Genomic DNA, 19,685 nt, shown 5'->3' on the forward strand with positions numbered 1-19,685 from the left:
GGTCTGCTTTCATTGGAATATGTGTAGGCGCAACTGAAAAAAACCATTATGATTCGCATCATAATGGTTTCCTTTTATTATACTTCCATAATAATTGGTAAGATCATCGGACGGCGCTTTGTTTTTTCAAACAAAAAGCGGCTTAGCCCTTCGCGAATGTTACTCTTTAAACTAGACCATTCGCTCACATTTTCCGTCACACACTTTTGTAGAATAGACGACACGAGTTCGTTAGACTGCTCAAGCAACGCTTCCGATTCACGCACATAAACAAAACCACGAGAAATGATATTTGGACCAGACACAATCGTACTCGTCTTTTTATTTAACGTGACAACAACAACGAGAATACCATCTTTTGAAAGCAAGCGTCGATCTCTTAAAACAATATTACCAACGTCGCCAACACCAAGACCATCAATGAGCACATGTCCCGAAGGAACTTTCCCTGCGCGGCGAGCTTGATTGTTTGAAAACTCGACAACTTCACCTTTTTCCACAATATAAATACGCTCCGGCTTTATACCGACGTTTATTCCTAAGTCTCGGTGAGCGTGCTGCATGCGAATCTCTCCGTGAATAGGCAAGAAATATTTCGGCTTCATTAAATTGAGCATTAGCTTTAATTCTTCTTGAGAACCATGACCTGAAGCGTGTACAGCCTGCGAACCATAAACAACATCAGCACCAATGCGATGAAGTTGATCGATAACAGACGAAACGCTTTTTTCATTTCCTGGAATAGCAGATGCTGCAATAATGACCGTGTCATTATCTGTTATGGTAATGTGGCGGTGAGCGCCTCTTGCCATCCGTGTCAAAGCAGACATTGGTTCACCTTGACTACCCGTTGTTAAAATAACAACTTGCTCTGGCTTATATCGATTGACTTCATCAATATCGATGACCAAATCCTTAGGCATTTTTAAGTAACCTAACTTAGAAGCAATGGTAATGACACGAACCATACTCTTTCCAACAATGGACAATTTGCGGTTCGCAGCAGCTGTCGCTTGTATCACTTGCTGTAAGCGGTGCACATTTGAAGCGAAAGAGGTAACAATCAAACGTCCTGATGTTCGTGCAAATACATCTTTAATACCTATACCGACTTCCGCTTCGGATTTCGTCGTTCCTGGCCGTTCTGCGTTCGTTGAATCTGAAAGTAAGCAGAGTACACCTTTTTGTCCAATTGCCGCCATTTTACCAATTTCAGCATGTTTCCCATCAACCGGCGTTTGGTCAAACTTAAAATCTCCAGTGTGAACCACTGCACCTTGAGTTGTTTCAACACATACCCCGACACAATCAGGGATACTATGGCTTGTACGGAAAAATGATACAGGCGTTTTCCCTAATTTCACTCTTGAATTAGAATCAATTAAGCGAAGGGTCGTTTCTTTTAAAATCCCTGCTTCTTTAAGCTTTTCTTCAACTAAGCCAAGAGTTAATTTTGTTCCATAAACAGGTACATTTATTTTCTTTAACACATAAGACAATCCACCAATATGGTCTTCATGGCCATGTGTTAGAATAATTCCTTTTACTCGCTCTTCGTTTTCTACTAAGTACGAAACGTCTGGAATGACGATATCAACACCGAGCATGTCGTCGTCAGGGAACATTAATCCAGCATCGACAACAATGATGTCTTCATCGACTTCAATTCCATACATATTTTTTCCAATTTCTCCTACGCCTCCGAGGGCAAACACTCGGACTTTTCCGTTTTCTATTTCTTGCTTAGACAATGATTTATCCTCCTAAATAATTGGTTATATTCTCTATTTCATTTGTTAATCAGAACGTAATCACGCGTATACTAGGTTCATTATTAGGTCACTGTTAAAGAAACATCTAGAAAGCACAGCGCTATAAATCTTTTGAACCGCTCCTTAGCATTTGCCTAATGTCCCTGAAATGAATGGCAATATTCATACTACAGAAGCTTCAAAAGATAGACACACAGTCTTTCGTACAGTCGCAGTTAACAATGAAAAAAAGAATAGATGGTGATCTTCTCACCTTACCCGAACGCATCACTTGAAAACTAGTATACCTTAATTTTCTAGTTAAAAACAAGAGCCATTCCTCGAACACCGATTCTCCGACAAAAAATATCGATCCCTTTCAAATTGTTTCTTTTTCCGACAAAGAAACATTCTTGCAACTAAACCCCGTGTAACTATACAAAAAAAAGACATGCAGAACAACAAGAAATTGTTTGCTCTACATGCCTCACATTAAAGTTCGTTTTATTTTTTTACAGTTGATAAGGAAGCCAATACGTGATCCACTTGCTTCTTCTCGAGAGCATTTAGTGGAATTAACGGCAGCTGTACATCACCAACGTGTACACCTATCTGATTTAAAGCGTACTTTACACAGGTAGGATTTGGTGCTAAAAACATGGTTTTCATCGCTGGCAGTAATTGTCTATGAGCCTTTGCGGCATCTTTTTTATTTCCTGCAAGAAATGCGTTAACCATTTGTTTCATTTCCTGTCCGAGCACGTGGGAAGCAACAGACACAATCCCGTCTCCACCAATCGCTAAGACGGGTAATGTTAACCCATCATCACCGCTATATACTGCAAATGAGTCTGGCGTTCCTTCAATGATAGCCGCTATTTGATCCAAATTCCCACTCGCTTCTTTAATAGCAACGATTGATTCAATGGCAGATAACCGAATCGCTGTTTCAGCTTCTAAATTACACCCTGTGCGGCCTGGAACATTGTAAAGCATAATCGGTAGCGAGGTTTTCGAAGCGACATGTTGAAAATGAGCATATAACCCATCTTGTGACGGCTTATTATAGTAAGGTGTTACAAGCATAATCGCATCTACACCTGCTTCCTCAGCCATAAGCGATCGTTCAACTGTTGATTTTGTGGAATTAGTTCCTGTACCAGCAACGATTGGCACTCTACCATTTACATACTTAACACAAAAACGAAATAGCTGCTCACATGCTTCTTGCGTTAAAAACGGCGACTCACCAGTCGTACCTGCAACCACAAGCACATCTGTACCGGTGGCTATTAAATGATCCATTAATGATTCACAAGCTTTAAAATCGATTGATCCATTCTCATGAAACGGTGTTACCATGGCCGTCCAGAGCGGTCCGTACTTCCCTGTAGGTTTCACTTGCAATCCCTCCATTTACGCGCTAACGGAATTACGTGATGACTTCATTAAGCTGAAACATTTTGTGAAGAGCATTTACTGCTTTGCTCATGTCTTCATTTTTTACGAGAACCCAGATGGTCGTGTGCGAGTCAGCGGATTGTAAGATTTGAATATTTTCTCCGCTTAAAGCTGAGACAATACGCGCAGCAACGCCAGGCACACCCGTCATTCCTGCTCCAACAGCTGATACTTTTGCGCATCCTCGCTGAAGCTGTGGCTTGTAGCCTAACTCTGTTAAAATTCGTAAAGCATCATCAGCCGCTTCGTCTAAAACCGTATACATAACTCCACTAGGACTTATATTTATAAAATCAACACTAATTCCAGCTTTCGCCATTGATTTAAACACGTTCTCTTGTAAATCAAATTGTCCCTCTTTAGCGGAGACTTTAATTTGCGTTACATTAGACACATGAGCAATACCTGTAATCATTCGCTCATGAATGTCCATTCCATGATTTAAAACCCCTGAATTAACTAACGTTCCTTCTGAATCAGAATACGTAGACCGAACTCGAATCGGAATTTTCGCCTGCATCGCAATTTCCACCGCCCGTGGATGTATTACTTTTGCGCCTTGATACGCCATATTACAAATTTCATTGTATGACATTGACTCAAGCGCCCGGGCGTCTTTAACGATACGAGGGTCAGCTGTCATAACCCCTTCTACATCGGTAAAAATATCAACGTAATCGGCTTGGACTGCAGCACCTATTGCCGTCGCTGATGTATCACTACCTCCACGGCCAAGTGTCGTCGTTTCACCACTCTTAGACTGGCCTTGAAAACCTGTTACCACCACAACGTCAGACGACTCTAATGTTTTTAATAAGTGGTCACATTTCATTTCTCTTATTTTTGCATTTTGGAACTCTTCATTTGTTACAAAACCAGCCTTTGCGCCCGTCATTGCTTCTGCCTGAACTCCGTGAGCGTTTAGTTGCTCTGAAAACACAACCGCAGAAATCGTTTCGCCACACGAAACGAGCATATCTTGCTCACGCTTGGAAATGTGCGCTTTATGAACTAATGAAAGCAATGTATCCGTCGCATAAGGGTCACCGCTTCGTCCCATTGCTGATACTACGACAACGACTTTGTAGCCCTCATTTACTGCATTTTGAACGTGTTTAATTGCAAGATCTCTTGATTCTTTTGATTTCACTGATGTGCCACCGAATTTTTGTACAATTATCTTCATTGCTTATGCCTGCTTTTTAATCAGATTCAGTTTAATAAGACTTTCCGCAATTTGAACAGAATTCCATGCAGCACCTTTTAATAGATTGTCAGATACGATCCATGCATGAAAACCGTTATCGCGATCTAAGTCTTTGCGAATACGGCCAACAAATACATCCGGCTTTCCTACCGCTGTTGTGACCATTGGATAGACTTGATTAGTCGGATCATCTTGCAACGTTACACCAGGAGCGTCGCTTAATAGTGCTTTTACTTCTGTTGCGGAGGCACCACTTTTCTCTGTTTCGAAATAAACAGACTCTGAGTGACCTGTTTCAATTGGCAATCGCACACACGTCGCTGCTACCTCAAGAGAAGGTAAATGCATAATTTTCTTTGTTTCATTTATCATTTTCATTTCTTCAAAGGTAAATCCATTCTCTTGAAACAAATCAATTTGTGGAATAGCATTAAAGGCAATTTGATAATGATTCTTATCACCTGAAACTGGCAATACCGATGCAGAGGCTTCTTCTCCTGCAAGTACCGCTTTTGTTTGGGCTTCCATCTCTTCTACCGCTTCAAGACCAGCACCTGAAACAGCTTGGTATGTTGAAACGACTACCTTATTTAAACCATACGCTTGGCGAATAGGTTCAAGGGCAACAACCATTTGAATGGTTGAACAGTTTGGATTTGCAATAACTCCTTGGTGCGCTTGTAAATCTTGTTCGTTAACTTCTGGAACGACAAGTGGTACATCTTTATCCATACGAAACGCACTTGTATTATCCACACAAACAACACCGCGTTTTACCGCTTCTGGAATTAACGCTTTTGAAACAGAACCGCCAGCAGAAAAAAGTGCAATATCGATCCCTTCAAATGATTCTGGTGTTGCTTCCTCAACTGTATATGGCTGACCGCGAAACGTAATCGTCTTACCAGCTGATCGTTTTGAAGATAATAGTTTAAGAGTGGAAATTGGAAAATCGCGCTCTTCCAGTGTTTTTAACATTTGTTGCCCAACCGCACCTGTAGCACCGACAACGGCTAATTGATAGGATTTGTTCGTCATGGTATTCTTCCTCCCTAAAGTTCAGCAGTGGATCTTCTTTATCTTTGTCCTCTATTAAACTTTACGGGATTTAGGAGCAAGACGCAACTGTCCTGCGCCTATTTTTGTGGTTACGTCGTCAGAACGGGCTGAAGTTGAGTATAAGAAAGCGCCGCTTCTGCCGCTGGGACAAGCTGATTCATGTCTGCTACGAGCGAATTGGGCTTCTTTTTATAGTCGTCCTGACCATAAGGGATAAAGAAAATATTTTTCGTTGCCATCAGCCTCATGATGTTCACTCCATTTAAACCAAGACCATCATTAGTCGAAATTCCTAATAATACCGGCTTACCATTACGTAGTGTAGATTTGGCACCCATTAAAACAGGACTATCGGTCATAGCATTTGCAAATTTTGAGATTGAATTACCTGTAATAGGTGCAATAATCATCAAGTCTAACGGTGTTTTCGGTCCAAACGGCTCCGCCTTTACCATGGAGTTGACAAATGGTTCTTGTGTAATGCTTTTTAACCGTTTCATCCAATCTTCACTATCACCAAATTTCGTATCTGTATGCTCAACTGTATATGTTAAAAAAGGGGATACTTTTGCTCCTAACTGGACGAGTTTTTCAATTTGAGGATACACAGCTTCATATGTGCAGTGGGAGCCTGTTAAACCAAATCCGATATGTTTACCTTTTAACATGTTCTAAACTCCTTCTCCTTCTTATTGGGCGCGTGTTTGTTCAAGCAATAAATCACTTAAAACATTGGCAAGGATTTTTCCAGCTGTTTTTGGTGCAACCATACCTGGTAAGCCTGGAACAATCATAGATTTCAACCCACGCTTTTGAGCATAATCATGATCAATGCCACCTGGTTTTGACGCTAAATCTAATAGAAACGCATGCTGCATCATTTCAGTTAATACGCTCGAGGTCACAATTTTTGCTGGTACCGTATTGATAACCACGTCCGCTTGTTTTAACGCCTGTTTAATGTCATCTAAATGGAACGGCTTCATCCCCAGTTGAAAAGCTCTAGCAAGTGACGCTGACTCTTTATCACCTACAGAAACGGTTGCACCTAGTTTTTTGAACGTAGAAGCAATGGTCATCCCAATTCGCCCGAGACCTAAGACAGCGACATTGGCACCATGAATGGTTGAATCGGTATGCTGAATAACAAACATAACGGCACCTTCCGCTGTGGGAATGGAATTGTAAATCGCCACATCATCTCTGTTCATGAGTACCACAACATCTCGTTTTGCTTGGCTCGCCATTTTCTCTAACCGATTAGACGTAATTCCTGTATAAATCGTGCATGACTCCGATGTTTGCTTTACATGCTTAGCCTCTAGCTTAATTTTATTGGAGGAGAACACGCTATTAATAAAGCCGTCATTGCCAATGCCTCCTACTGGTAACAAGATCGCTTCAACTGTCTTCCAATCAATATCATCCAATTCTTCCTTACTAACGCCGATAAAGCCTGCCTCTATTTGTTCGAAACCAACAAGGGAAACACGCGCATCTAATGTTGATAGTTTCCGAACAATTTCAATCTGCCTTGCATCGCCACCGATCATTACAACATGAATTCCTGTAAGCATGATTGGCCCTCCTACTCGTTCAATTACCCGTCACGATTTACCCGTACTTCTTTACCATATGTCTAGAAAAACAATTCCGTGCAAACAGAAAAAAGCCTGTCACAAATGACAGACTTCTAGCTTGCCAACAACGCTTTAAGCGAAACGTTGTGGATAAGGTATTTAATTTCTTAACGATTGTGTGTCAATAATAATCATGTCTTGGCCTATCTTTTTAATTTGCTGCCAGTAAACCGTCACTTCTTTATCTTTACGATTGAATTGATACCATTTGGAGACCGGAACAACAAAAGCATGAATATCACCTGATTGCTCATCTAACAATACATCTGTTTGACCTAAAATGCCAAGCCGTTCCCCTTTTTCGAAATCGATAATTTCTTTATTCGCAATTTCGCTTAATCGCATCACGATCACCTCTTTCTTCATCGTATGAGGCTTGTCGCTATTCTAGACTATCTCGTAAAGATTGTATCTGGCATTGTTTCGCTTGGTGACACAATGGATAAAGCAGGTGCATCTTTAAAAAGTATATGAGCTAATTCGTTCACATCTTCTAAAGAAATATCGTTAATTCGATTTAATAGTTCATCTAAACTTTGGTGCTTCTTTAAGAGTAGCTCGTTTTTCCCATTACGACTCATACGGCTACTTGTACTTTCTAGCCCTAGCATAATACTGCCTTTTAGCTGTTCTTTTCCATTCTCTAATTCTTTTTTTGTTAGACCCTCTGCTTGCATCTGCGCTAATACGTTGTTCATTGATTCAGATAAAGCTTGTAGCTGATTCATTTGCGTACCTGCATATACGGTTACCGAGCCGATGTTTTCATAGGCAGAGTGATAGGAGAACACAGAGTAACATAACCCGCGCTCTTCCCTTATTTCTTGAAACAAACGACTCGACATACTTCCACCTAAAGCGTTATTTAATAAAATTAAATTAAACATTTGAGCGGAGCCAACTTCAAGACCAGGATAGGCTAAGCAAAGGTGAGCTTGTTCTGTTTCTTTTTGCAAATGCTTTTGTACAGGAATAAACATGGCTTCCCGGGGCTGATGTTGCTTTTTAGCAGAAGGGACAGCTGAAAACGTATCTTCTAATTGCGCTAGCAAGTCTTCATGGTAATGACCGGCTACCGAGATCACAACACGCTCACCTACATAATAATTGTCCATATACGATAAAATTTGCTCTCTTGTAAAGCTTGCAAGCGTTTCTTCTGTTCCAAGAATCGGATTGGCTAAAGTTGACTGACCAAATGATGCTTCACTCAACAATTCATGCACAAGATCATCTGGCGTATCTTCTACCATCCGTATTTCTTCTAACACGACATTTTTTTCACGTTCTATTTCTTGCTCATCGAACACAGAGTGAAAAAACATATCTTGTAATACATCTACAGCAATGTGGGCATGCTCATCTAGCACTTTGGCGTAATAACACGTATATTCTTTTGCTGTAAAGGCGTTTACTTGTCCGCCTATTCGGTCAAAAGCTTCCGCTATTTCTTGTGGCGATCTCGTTTTTGTTCCTTTAAACAACATGTGCTCAATAAAGTGAGAAATCCCATTCTGTTCATTTTCTTCATTACGAGAACCTGTTTTAACCCATATGCCAATCGCTACTGAACGGACTGTATTGTTTTTTTCAGCCATAATTCGTACACCGTTACTTAGCTCTCTTTTATTAATCACTACTTGAACCCCCATTGATGTCTACTTCCATGTTTCGTGGCAAACGGTTTTCGCTCATCAGTTCAGAAACCGTCCCTACCAGTAAATTCTTCTCTTTTATCCCCTTTATCATCGCGTCGAGCCCTTGTGATGATGACTCAGTTGGATGCATGAGTAACATTGATCCAGCTTCCATTTTCGGAACAACTCGATTGACCATTGAATGAACCTCAGGCTTCTTCCAATCAATCGTATCAACCGTCCACATAATCGTATTCATACCGTGAGCATGGGCACGATCAACAACAAGCTGATTGTAATCACCACTGGGCGGGGCAAACCACTTAGGTGTTTCGTCTACTGTCGCTTTAATTACTTCTGTTGTTTTTTCTAACTCTTCGTCTATTTTTTCTACACTTAGTTTACTCATTTGCGGGTGGGAATAAGCGTGACTCCCAATTTCGTGTCCCTCTTCTTTAATCATCATGGCTAATTGGGGATTTTTCTTTACCCACGAGCCATCTAAAAAGAACGTTGCGTGGACTTGGTGCTGACGAAGTGTTCGAAGCATATCAGGGATATACTCATTTCCCCAAGCTACATTGATGAGCATGGCAGTCATTGGTTTCTCTGATACTCCTCGATAAATTGGTGCAGGGTCTAAATCACTTAAATGGACCTCTGGCTTAGCATCTTTAAAAATAAGCATCGACTGGTTAAATGTGCCAGATTCTTTCATCTTATCATAGGATTTTTCAACGTCAACCTCTAGTCCATTGTATCCAGGCATCGCCTTCCAAACCCGATCCATTTTCGCATTTATCGACGGAATATTCACTTTATTAGCGTGTTCAAGAATGGCTTCGTAGAGTGGATCTTCAACAGCTTCAACCATCATAGACGCGTTTAATTTAACCGTTTCCACATATTGATTTGAAAACGGGTTCTGGATTGCAACAAGAGCTAGTAAAACTACCGTAGAACAAAGGATAACATGTATAACTTTGTGCTTCATTTATTCCCCTCCTTAACCATAAAAAGCTTCTCTTAGCATGTCTATGTCTTATGAAGGGCAACTAGAATGAACAAACAAAAAAGACTAGGAATTTTCCTAGTCCATCTATTACGACTGCTCTTGTTCGTTAGATTGTTCTTCTTGCGTTTGATTTTCTTTCTCTTCTTTTTCACGCTGTTCCTTTAAAAGAACTTTGCGAGACAAGTTAACACGACCTTGATTATCAATCTCCGTTACACGAACGTCAAGCTCATCACCTAATTTTAAGATGTCCTCAACCTTGTTTACTCGTTCTTCCGCAATTTGTGAAATGTGTAGTAAACCATCTTTGCCTTTGAAAATTTCAAGGAACGCACCGAATTTTTCAATTCGCTTTACTTTACCTGTGTACGTTTTTCCAACTTCAACTTCACGTACAAGGTCTTCAATGATTTGTTTTGCTTTTCGGTTCATCTCAGAGTCAAGGGAAGAAATATAAACCGTGCCATCTTGTTCGATGTCAATCTTTACATTTGTTTCTTCGATAATCTTGTTAATGACTTTACCGCTTGGTCCAATGACATCACGAATCTTATCAGGGTTAATGGCTAATGTTAAAATTTTCGGCGCATAGTCCGAAAGTTCTTTACGCGGTTCTTGAATAGCCGTCAACATATTATCAAGAATTTTCAAGCGTCCTTGTTTTGCTTGATCAAGGGCTTGTTCAAGTACTTCTCGGTTTATACCAGAAATTTTAATATCCATTTGCAACGCAGTAATACCTGTCGCTGTTCCTGCTACTTTAAAGTCCATGTCACCTAAGGCATCTTCCATCCCTTGGATATCTGTCAGTACAGTCATATGGTCGCCTTGCTTCACGAGACCCATTGCAATACCTGCTACTGGGGCTTTAATTGGAACACCTGCATCCATCATTGCAAGGGTACTCGCACAAATACTTGCTTGAGACGTTGAACCGTTTGATTCAAGCACTTCTGATACAAGACGGATCGTGTAAGGAAACTCTTGCTCCGAAGGAATAACTTGCTCAAGCGCTCGTTCACCTAACGCACCGTGGCCAATTTCACGACGTCCTGGAGCACGAATGGGACCTGTTTCACCAACGCTAAATTGCGGGAAATTATAATGGTGCATAAATCGCTTCGTTTCTTCAATGCCAAGGCCGTCCAAAATCTGAACATCTCCTAGTGCACCTAAAGTACAAATACTTAACGCTTGAGTTTGTCCACGTGTAAACAAGCCTGAACCATGTGTACGTGGCAGCATATGAATCTGTGAATCAAGTGGGCGAATTTCGTCTACACCACGGCCATCAGGACGAACCTTATCAACGGTAATAAGACGACGAACTTCTTCTTTTACAAACATTTGTAAAATGCCTTTGACTTCACTTACTTCAACTGTTTCGTCTTCTTCATAACGCTCTACTTGTGCTTTGATGACAGCATCAATCGCATCTTGACGAGCGTGCTTTTCTTCCACACGAACAGCTTCTTTAATTTGTGCCTCTACGGTTTCTCTAAGGGCATTTTCCAGCTCAGCATCAAATGTTTTTAATTTCAGCTCGCTTTTTTCTTTTCCGCATGCTTCCACAATTTTTTCTTGGAACGCAATCATTTCTTTAATATTTTCATGACCAGCTAGAATTGCTTCTAACATCACTTCTTCAGGTACTTCTTTCGCACCTGCTTCAACCATATTGATGGCTTCTTTTGTACCAGCAACAATTAGTTCAATATCACTCTCTGCTAATTGAGCAGGAGTAGGGTTCATAATAAATTCGCCATTAATACGACCTACCGTTACCCCAGCAATTGGGCCACCAAAAGGAATATCTGAAACAGACAAAGCTAGAGAAGAACCAATCATTGCAGCCATTTCTGACGATGCGCTTTGATCAGAACTCATGACGATGCTAATGACTTGTACTTCATTTCGAAACCCATCAGGGAATAATGGACGAATCGGACGATCAATTAAACGACTTGTTAAAATCGCTTGTTCACTTGGACGCCCTTCACGTTTAATAAACCCTCCTGGTATTTTTCCTGCTGCATATAAACGTTCTTCATAATTGACCGTTAGTGGAAAGAATGGTAGATCTTTAGGTTCCTTCGACGCTGTTGCTGTCGATAAAACCGCAGTCTCACCATAACGGACAAGAACTGCACCATTTGCTTGTTTTGCGAGTTGACCAACTTCAACGCTGAATGTACGTCCAGCCCAGTTGATTGTAAACTCGTGACGTTCTTGATCCATGTATGTGTACTCCTCTCGTACATCTAAAAAAATTCTCATTCTTTATTATGACCGAAACAGCGTAAGTTTAAAAGAGCGAATTACAGCTGTTTCAATGTTTTTTAGATTCCATTGTTTTTCACATGAAGAAAAAAGCGGGAGAACATCCCCCGCTTTTACAAACCTTATCGACGTAAGCCAAGTTTGTCAACTAAGTTACGGTAACGCGTAACATCTTTTTTACGCAAATACGTTAACAAATTACGACGTTGTCCAACCATTTTCAAAAGACCGCGACGTGAGTGGTGATCTTTCTTGTGTGTACGTAAATGATCGTTTAATGAATTAATTTGCTCTGTTAAAATCGCCACTTGAACTTCTGGAGAACCAGTGTCCGTGTCGTGTGTTTTGAAGTCTGCAATTAGTTCATTTTTACGCTCTTGTGTTAAAGCCATTAGAGCCACCTCCTTGTAATGTAACCCTAGTTTCCGAGCAAACGTTGGTGAATCGTTTTGCCAAGAAGCGGGCTGTCCTCTGAAAACTTCAGTGAACATTAGTTATTATAGACGGTTGCTTGTTAAAATGCAAGTGTCTTAGTGTATGTTCTCCTCAAGCCATCGTAAACTCGTTTCTTGATCACGGGTGAGCTGAGCTTTGATTTCATCAATACCGTTAAACTTTTGTTCTGCTCGAATCCACTTAAGGAACTCAACTTCAACAATTTCTCCGTATATGTCCTCGGCAAAATGAAAGAGGTTTACTTCCACACTTGGTTCTGGTAAATTGTCTACAAAAGTTGGTTTGTAGCCAACATTAGCCATCCCCGTATACTTGTTTCCCTTTACATAGAAAGCAACAACATATACACCCGTTTTCGGTATATGATAGCGCTCAGCAGCACTTACGTTTGCAGTCGGGAAACCGAGTAAACGCCCTCTCGCATCTCCATGGATAACCTCGCCTTTTACTTTGTACGGATAGCCAAGAAGAAACGATGCTCTTTGAACATCACCTTCCTCTAATTCTTGGCGAATGCGTGTCGATGAAATCTTTTCGTCTTCATCGGTTACTTTGTCAATAATACTATACGTGAAGCGCTCTTTCGCATAGTCGCCAAGCTGCTCCATCGTTCCTGCACCTTTTACACCGTATGTAAAATCAAACCCTGCAACGACATGCTCAACATGAAGGGACACAATAAAGTCATCGACAAATTGTTGTGGTGTTAACTTAGAAAATGATGGCGTGAAACGCACCGCATAAATCCGGTCAACACCAAGCGCTTTTAAACGTTCAATCTTTGAATCAAAAGGGGTTAAATAGCGCATAGGTACTTCTGGTTTACCAAGAACCTCTTTAGGATGGGGGAAGAACGTCATCACCGCTGCTTCAATCCCTCTTGCGCTTGCTTCATCTATTGCTTTTTTTATAACGGTTTGGTGCCCTTTATGGACACCATCAAAATAACCAATCGCCAAAACAGTACGAGCGGCTTCTTTCGTCCACTCCTGTTTGTCCATATGATCTAAATCAATTTTTATAAGCTTCATTCCATGACCCTCCTAAAGTCCTGCTGCCTGAGAGAAAAGCTTTTCTGGCTTCATCAAGCCTTCTTTTGTCGGGTGAGGTTGATAAAGCGCAAGACATTCTCCATCCTCATTATAAAATAAAAAGCGCGTGTCTCCAAAAATTTGGTCTTCGTTCGCTAAGACAGCACCATTTTTTATTCGTTGTTCGAGAGCTCGGTCAGCCGTTCTTTTCGGAAAATTTGTCAATGCATGATCAAACGGATACAGTTTCTCGTACCGTTCTTCTAGCGACAGCTCCTCCAACGTATCAAATGTAATGGTGTTGGCCAGCTCAAATGAGCCAGAAGCCGTCCTAGTAAGAGAAGACATATGAGAGGGGAAACCCAGGGCAGCACCTATATCCACTGCTAACGTTCGGACATAGGTGCCTTTGCTGCAGCGCACATCAAAAGAAAAACGTTGCGTGTCTTCTTTCGCTTCTTCTACATTGGTTAAAGTTAATTGATGAATGTTCACTTGCCGCGTTGGTCTGTCTACTTCAATACCTTTCCTTGCATATTCATACAATCTTTTCCCATTCACTTTAACAGCTGAATAGTAAGGAGGTGTCTGCATGATAGCACCTCGAAATTGCGCGAGGACTGCTTCAATCTGGTCACTAGAGACAGATTGAAGAACAGGAAGCCGTTCTACTACTTCTCCATAAGCATCCTCAGTAGTCGTCGTAAATCCTAATGTGACATCGCCAGTATAGGTCTTATCGAAGTCAGACATATACTCAGCCACTTTCGTCGCTTTGCCAATACAAATTGGCAGCACGCCATCAACTTCTGGGTCAAGAGTCCCAGTGTGTCCAACTTTCTTTGTTTTGTACAACCGACGAATACGATTTACACAGTCGTGGGACGTCATCCCTCTTGGTTTATACAAAGCTACTATTCCTGCATCCATCAAAACGATTCCTTTCACTTAACGTTATGTAAAAAATGAGGATAGCAATGTTTGCCACCCTCACTTTTTTTACTGACTTTCGTTTTCGCTTTTCACTTCTCGTAAAAGCGACTCAATTCGATTACCGTATTGAATTGACTCATCAATTGAGAAACTTAGCTCCGGGGTTTTTCGAAGACGAATTCTTTTTCCGATCTCGGAACGAATGAATCCTTTTGCCTTTTCTAAACCAGCGAGAGTCGCTTTTTGTTCTTCTTCGTTCCCAAGAACGGTAATAAACGCCGTTGCTTGTTGAAGATCTCCGGTTACATCCACACCTGTAATGGTCACAAATTTTACCCGTGGATCTTTAATTTCACGTAGAAGAATGTCGCTAAGTTCTTTCTTCATTTGTTCGCCAACTCGTTCAGCACGATTGTTCGCCATGACTTTCACCTCTATCTATCTGACTATTCATCGAACCCATTTGGTTCGATCCTACTCTCATGGAGTGCCCTTTTTTAGGACAGATTAAACCCATTCCCAGTCGGTTAAAGTACGCTCTGCCTCACCATGTCGATCAAGAAGATCGAGCGCTTTTTGTAGTTCTGTTTCGACGCTTTGTCTAGATGAACCGACTGCAGCGATAGTTAGCTCTGCTCGCTGCCATACATTTTGGTGGTCAGTTTCAGCTACACTAACATTTAATCGTTGCCGCATTCTCGTTACAATGCTTTTAACAACAGATCGTTTATCCTTTAAAGACTGCGCCATAAAGATAAAGCATTCACAACGGACAACCGCAACGTGCATTAGCGCTTAACTTCTTCCATCACATAGGCTTCAATAATGTCGCCTTCTTTAATGTCGTTAAACTTCTCAAGAGTAATACCACACTCGTACCCTGCAGCAACCTCTTTCGCATCATCTTTAAAACGTTTTAATGCGTTCAGTTCACCTTCATAGACAACAATTCCGTCACGGATTAAGCGAACAGCTGAGTTACGCGTGATTTTTCCTTCGGTTACGTACGAACCTGCAATTGTACCGATTTTCGATACTTTGAACGTTGTACGAACCTCTACCTGACCAATGACTTTTTCTTCAAACTCAGGATCAAGTGCGCCTTTCATCGCTTGCTCAATTTCATCTATTGCGTTATAGATAACACGGTGTAGACGAATATCTACATTTTCAGCTTCAGCTACACGCTTCGCATTCACATCTGGACGAACATTAAATCCAATGACAATAGCATTTGATGCAGAAGCTAAAATAATATCGGACTCTGTAATGGCGCCAGCACCTGTGTGAATAATATTTACTTTTACACCAGCGACATCAATTTTTTCCAGTGATCCTTTCATTGCTTCAACCGAACCTTGAACATCCGCTTTAATAATGACGTTAATATCTTTAATATCCCCTTGCTGGATTTGATTAAAGAGATCATCTAAGCTAACTTTGGATGTTTCAGACAAGTTTTGCTCACGGTAACGAGCCATTAAGCCTTCACCAACTTGGCGCGCTTTCTTCTCGTCTTTAAAGGCTTGGAAACGATCGCCTGCTTGTGGAACTTCATTTAAGCCCGTTATTTCAACTGGTGCAGACGGACCAACCGTTTTCACACGGCGACCAAGATCATTTACCAATGCTCGGACACGACCGAATGTGCTACCCACAACAACCGCATCTCCAACGTTTAACGTACCACTTTGAACAAGAAGTGTTGCAACAGGGCCACGACCTTTGTCAAGCTGTGCTTCTACAACAGTACCTGTAGCAAGCTTATCAGGATTTGCTTTTAGCTCTTCTACCTCAGAAACAAGTAGAATCATTTCAATCAGCTCGTCAATGCCGTCTCCATTTAATGCGGATACGTTAACAAAAATAGTATCCCCGCCCCACGCTTCAGGAACAAGTTCATACTCTGTTAATTCTTGCATAACACGGTCTGGATTGGCAGTTTCTTTATCCATTTTGTTGACAGCGATAATAATTGGCACTTCTGCCGCTTTCGCATGGCTAATCGCTTCTTTTGTTTGAGGCATGACACCGTCATCAGCTGCTACAACAATAATAGCGATATCCGTTACTTGCGCACCACGTGCACGCATCGTCGTAAATGCAGCGTGTCCAGGTGTATCTAAGAATGTAATCTTTTTATTGTTTTGCTCAATTTGATACGCTCCGATGTGCTGCGTAATACCGCCAGCCTCACCTGCTGTTACTTTTGTGTTACGAATAGAGTCAAGCAACGTTGTTTTCCCGTGGTCGACGTGACCCATAATCGTTACGACTGGCGGGCGCTCTTGCAATTCTTCTTCTTTATCTTCGCTATCATAAAGCTCAATATCAAGCTCATCTACAAATACTTCTTCTTCAACTGCTACGCCGTAATCAGCAGCAAGTAGCTCGATTGTATCTTTATCGAGTTCTTGATTAATCGTCGCCATTACACCAAGCTTCATTAGTTTTTTAATCAATTCAGATGCTTCACGGTGGAGTTTCGCTGCAAGTTCACTTACGCTTAAGCTACCTGAAATCATAATTTTTTCAGGTAAAGGCATTTGTTGGTGATTTGGACGGTTTTGTGGTCCGCCACGCTTCTTCCCACGACCTTGATTGCGTCGGTTGTTATTTCCAGGTCTTCCTTGAGTGCGGTTTCCGCCACCACCAGGACGATTCCCTTGAGTGCGGTTATTTGGACCACGGTTTCCACCTTGAGTCGCATTGCCTTGCTTTTGCGCGCCTCGTTGTTCTTGGCCTGCTGGTTTCTTATCGTTCGGTCGATCATCTGTTTTTTTGTTCATACTTTTTTGATCTCCATTTCCTCCAGAAGCCTGTACTTGTTGGTTGGCTTTCTTTAATGTCTCCTCTTCCACAGTCGACATATGGTTTGACACAGTTTCACCCATCGCTTTTAGCTTTTCGATTAATTGTTTGCTTTGAACATTATTTGCTTTTGCGTATTCATGAATTCGCATTTTTGACATATACATACCTCCATTATTGGTTCAGTAATGCAGCAATTTTCTTAGCAAACCCTTTACTTCGTATGCCTATTACAACACGTGCTTCTTTCCCTATTGCAGAACCGAGTTCGTAACGATCACTAACGGCAAAAAGGGGAACATGATAATAGCTACATTTATCTCGCACTTTTTTTGCTGTATTTTCACTTGCATCACTAGCTAGTAATACAAGCGCTACATTCTTTTTGCGGACTGCTTCTAACGTTAATTCTTCTCCTGTTACAAGCTCCCCTGCACGCATACAAAGCCCGAGTAATGATAAATAGTGTTGGTTAGGGTTCATTTCTTTTTAACCTTCTTTAAGTCAGTTAAAAGCTGATCATACACTTCAGCCGTTACGTTCACTTGTAAGTGTCGTGTCAAACTATTTCTTTTTTTCGCCAGCTCAAATACATCTTCATCGTGTGATAAGTAGGCTCCTCGACCGTTCTTTTTACCAGTCGGGTCTAGCTCTACAGTTCCTTCAGGTGTTCGGACAATTCGAATCAGTTCACCTTTAGGCTTCATTTCGTTTGTGACGATACATTTTCTAAGCGGTATTTTTCGTTGCTTCATCTTGACCCCCGCCTTATTCGATTAATCTAGCTCTTGTTCAAGAAGATCTTCATCTAGGGTTTCCTCAGCGTCAAGTAGTCCTAACTCTCTAGCTTCTGTTTCGTTTTTGATATCGATTTTCCAACCGGTTAATTTGGCTGCTAAACGCGCATTTTGACCACGTTTTCCGATTGCTAGAGAAAGCTGATAATCAGGTACGATGACTTGAGTCATTTTCTCCTCTTCGTTTACATTCACACGCATAACTTTCGCTGGGCTTAGAGCGTTTGCGATGTAAACAACTGGATCTTCAGACCATTCAACAATATCAATTTTTTCCCCTTTAAGTTCGTCCACAATGGTTTGAACACGTTGGCCTCTTTGTCCAACACATGCACCAACAGAATCGACTTCAGGGTTTTCAGAATGAACAGCAATCTTTGAACGATCACCAGCTTCTCGTGATACGGATTTAATTTCAACGGTTCCGTCGTAAATTTCCGGTACTTCTAGTTCAAATAATCGCTTTAATAAACCAGGATGAGTACGGGAAATTAAAATTTGTGGTCCTTTTGTTGTTTTTTCGACTTTCGTAATATAAGCCTTAATACGATCATTATGGCGGTATACTTCGTTTGGCATTTGTTCTGTTAATGGTAATAGTGCTTCTACTTTACCGAGATCAACATAAATAAAGCGGTGATCTTGCCTTTGCACAATTCCATTCATAATGTCTTCTTCACGATCAATAAAGTCTGAATAAATAATGCCACGCTCTGCTTCACGCACACGCTGCGTTACAACTTGCTTTGCCGTTTGGGCTGCAATTCGGCCAAAGTCTTTCGGCGTGACTTCGATTTCGACAACGTCGTCTACTTCAAAGTTTTGATTAATCCCTTGTGCTTCTTCCTCTGAAATTTCTAGTCTTTTATCAAACACTTCTTCGACAACGACTTTACGTGCAAACACGCGGATGCTTCCGTTCGTACGGTTCACATCAACGCGAACGTTTTGTGCTTGCCCGAAATTCCGTTTATAACCAGAAATAAGTGCTGCTTCAATCGCTTCTATGATGACTTCCTTTTTAATCCCTTTGTCAGCTTCAAGGGTTGTTAAAGCTTCCATAAATTCGCTATTCATGGAAAGCACCTCCTTCGTTTTCTTAACCTAGAACAGAATCGATAAACGGATATTCGCAATTTTATCGTATGGAATAGTATACGTCACAGTACGTGTTTTCACTTTTGTATCAACTGTAAGCTGATCATCTTCAAAAGCTTTCAGCGTACCTTCAAACGTTTTTTCGCCATTTAAAGGTTCGTATGTTGTGATGTAAACGCCTTTTCCAACCGCTTTCTCCACGTCTGCTTTTTTCTTTAATGGACGCTCTGCCCCTGGTGAAGATACTTCAAGAAAATAAGCTTCTTTAATAGGATCCGCTTCGTCTAGCTGTTCACTAAGCTTTTCGCTGACCTTTTCGCAGTCATCTAGATCAACGCCTTTATCTGAATCAATATAAACGCGTAAAAACCAGTTCGGCCCTTCTTTTTTGTATTCTACTTCTACTAATTCAAGCTGTAAGTCGTCTACAATTGGAAGGACCAATTGTTCCACTTTACTAGAGACAATTTTACTCAAACATCTGTCCCTCCTTTTATCACATAATAAAA

General features: G+C 41.1%; 20 protein-coding genes. All 20 read right to left on the bottom strand.

The features are described 5' to 3' along the window. Positions 1-77: 77 nt before the first annotated feature. The 20 genes from PQ477_RS19870 to rimP all read right to left on the bottom strand — a co-directional run bounded on the left by PQ477_RS19870 (position 78) and on the right by rimP (position 19,653). Positions 78-1,751, bottom strand: a complete 1,674-nt coding sequence (locus PQ477_RS19870; protein ID WP_035397256.1) for a ribonuclease J — start codon at positions 1,749-1,751, stop codon at positions 78-80. 504 nt (positions 1,752-2,255) lie between these two features. After that, complete coding sequence (dapA, locus tag PQ477_RS19875) at positions 2,256-3,113, bottom strand: 4-hydroxy-tetrahydrodipicolinate synthase (protein ID WP_412766070.1); 858 nt, start codon at positions 3,111-3,113, stop codon at positions 2,256-2,258. A 70-nt stretch (positions 3,114-3,183) separates the two neighbouring features. After that, the gene (gene dapG / locus PQ477_RS19880) at positions 3,184-4,398 is read right to left on the bottom strand and encodes an aspartate kinase (protein ID WP_060704015.1); all 1,215 of its coding nucleotides are present in this window, start codon (positions 4,396-4,398) and stop codon (positions 3,184-3,186) included. Between the two features lie 3 nt (positions 4,399-4,401). Further along, positions 4,402-5,457: an aspartate-semialdehyde dehydrogenase gene (gene asd / locus PQ477_RS19885; protein WP_144559153.1), complete on the bottom strand. Its 1,056-nt coding sequence runs from the start codon at positions 5,455-5,457 to the stop codon at positions 4,402-4,404. A gap of 110 nt (positions 5,458-5,567) precedes the next feature. Continuing rightward, positions 5,568-6,146 (bottom strand): dipicolinate synthase subunit B, encoded by a 579-nt coding sequence (gene dpaB, locus PQ477_RS19890; protein ID WP_035398939.1) that lies wholly within the window; start codon positions 6,144-6,146, stop codon positions 5,568-5,570. 21 nt (positions 6,147-6,167) lie between these two features. After that, positions 6,168-7,055: a dipicolinic acid synthetase subunit A gene (gene dpaA, locus PQ477_RS19895; RefSeq protein ID WP_144559154.1), complete on the bottom strand. Its 888-nt coding sequence runs from the start codon at positions 7,053-7,055 to the stop codon at positions 6,168-6,170. 162 nt (positions 7,056-7,217) lie between these two features. Next, the gene (locus tag PQ477_RS19900) at positions 7,218-7,463 is read right to left on the bottom strand and encodes a YlmC/YmxH family sporulation protein (protein WP_035398935.1); all 246 of its coding nucleotides are present in this window, start codon (positions 7,461-7,463) and stop codon (positions 7,218-7,220) included. A 47-nt stretch (positions 7,464-7,510) separates the two neighbouring features. Then, complete coding sequence (locus tag PQ477_RS19905; protein ID WP_144559155.1) at positions 7,511-8,755, bottom strand: M16 family metallopeptidase; 1,245 nt, start codon at positions 8,753-8,755, stop codon at positions 7,511-7,513. After that, complete coding sequence (locus PQ477_RS19910) at positions 8,748-9,749, bottom strand: polysaccharide deacetylase family protein (RefSeq protein ID WP_274272749.1); 1,002 nt, start codon at positions 9,747-9,749, stop codon at positions 8,748-8,750. The genes PQ477_RS19905 and PQ477_RS19910 overlap by 8 nt, the downstream gene beginning before the upstream one ends. Before the next feature lie 108 nt (positions 9,750-9,857). After that, the gene (pnp, locus tag PQ477_RS19915) at positions 9,858-12,008 is read right to left on the bottom strand and encodes a polyribonucleotide nucleotidyltransferase (protein WP_144559157.1); all 2,151 of its coding nucleotides are present in this window, start codon (positions 12,006-12,008) and stop codon (positions 9,858-9,860) included. A gap of 164 nt (positions 12,009-12,172) precedes the next feature. Then, on the bottom strand, positions 12,173-12,442 hold the full coding sequence (gene rpsO, locus PQ477_RS19920) for a 30S ribosomal protein S15 (protein WP_035398469.1): 270 nt from the start codon (positions 12,440-12,442) through the stop codon (positions 12,173-12,175). 138 nt (positions 12,443-12,580) lie between these two features. Then, entirely contained in the window at positions 12,581-13,537 is a 957-nt protein-coding gene (locus PQ477_RS19925) for a bifunctional riboflavin kinase/FAD synthetase (protein ID WP_144559158.1), read from the bottom strand. 12 nt (positions 13,538-13,549) lie between these two features. After that, positions 13,550-14,467: a tRNA pseudouridine(55) synthase TruB gene (gene truB / locus PQ477_RS19930; RefSeq protein ID WP_144559159.1), complete on the bottom strand. Its 918-nt coding sequence runs from the start codon at positions 14,465-14,467 to the stop codon at positions 13,550-13,552. A gap of 69 nt (positions 14,468-14,536) precedes the next feature. Next, complete coding sequence (rbfA, locus tag PQ477_RS19935) at positions 14,537-14,893, bottom strand: 30S ribosome-binding factor RbfA (protein WP_035398475.1); 357 nt, start codon at positions 14,891-14,893, stop codon at positions 14,537-14,539. A gap of 84 nt (positions 14,894-14,977) precedes the next feature. After that, positions 14,978-15,259, bottom strand: a complete 282-nt coding sequence (locus tag PQ477_RS19940; RefSeq protein ID WP_035398476.1) for a DUF503 domain-containing protein — start codon at positions 15,257-15,259, stop codon at positions 14,978-14,980. Then, complete coding sequence (gene infB / locus PQ477_RS19945; protein ID WP_274272750.1) at positions 15,259-17,442, bottom strand: translation initiation factor IF-2; 2,184 nt, start codon at positions 17,440-17,442, stop codon at positions 15,259-15,261. The genes PQ477_RS19940 and infB overlap by 1 nt, the downstream gene beginning before the upstream one ends. 13 nt (positions 17,443-17,455) lie before the next feature. Next, on the bottom strand, positions 17,456-17,764 hold the full coding sequence (locus tag PQ477_RS19950; RefSeq protein WP_035398481.1) for a YlxQ family RNA-binding protein: 309 nt from the start codon (positions 17,762-17,764) through the stop codon (positions 17,456-17,458). Further along, positions 17,761-18,036, bottom strand: coding sequence for an RNase P modulator RnpM (gene rnpM, locus PQ477_RS19955; protein WP_038480664.1), 276 nt, complete (start codon positions 18,034-18,036; stop codon positions 17,761-17,763). Before rnpM ends, PQ477_RS19950 begins: the two co-directional genes overlap by 4 nt. A 21-nt stretch (positions 18,037-18,057) precedes the next feature. Then, positions 18,058-19,155, bottom strand: a complete 1,098-nt coding sequence (gene nusA, locus PQ477_RS19960) for a transcription termination factor NusA (RefSeq protein WP_035398482.1) — start codon at positions 19,153-19,155, stop codon at positions 18,058-18,060. A gap of 27 nt (positions 19,156-19,182) precedes the next feature. Continuing rightward, positions 19,183-19,653 (bottom strand): ribosome maturation factor RimP, encoded by a 471-nt coding sequence (gene rimP / locus PQ477_RS19965; protein ID WP_035398484.1) that lies wholly within the window; start codon positions 19,651-19,653, stop codon positions 19,183-19,185. Positions 19,654-19,685 lie beyond the last annotated feature (32 nt).

Origin of the sequence: Shouchella hunanensis (assembly GCF_028735875.1) — a bacterium.
Classification (GTDB): Bacteria; Bacillota; Bacilli; order Bacillales; family Bacillaceae_D; genus Shouchella; species Shouchella hunanensis.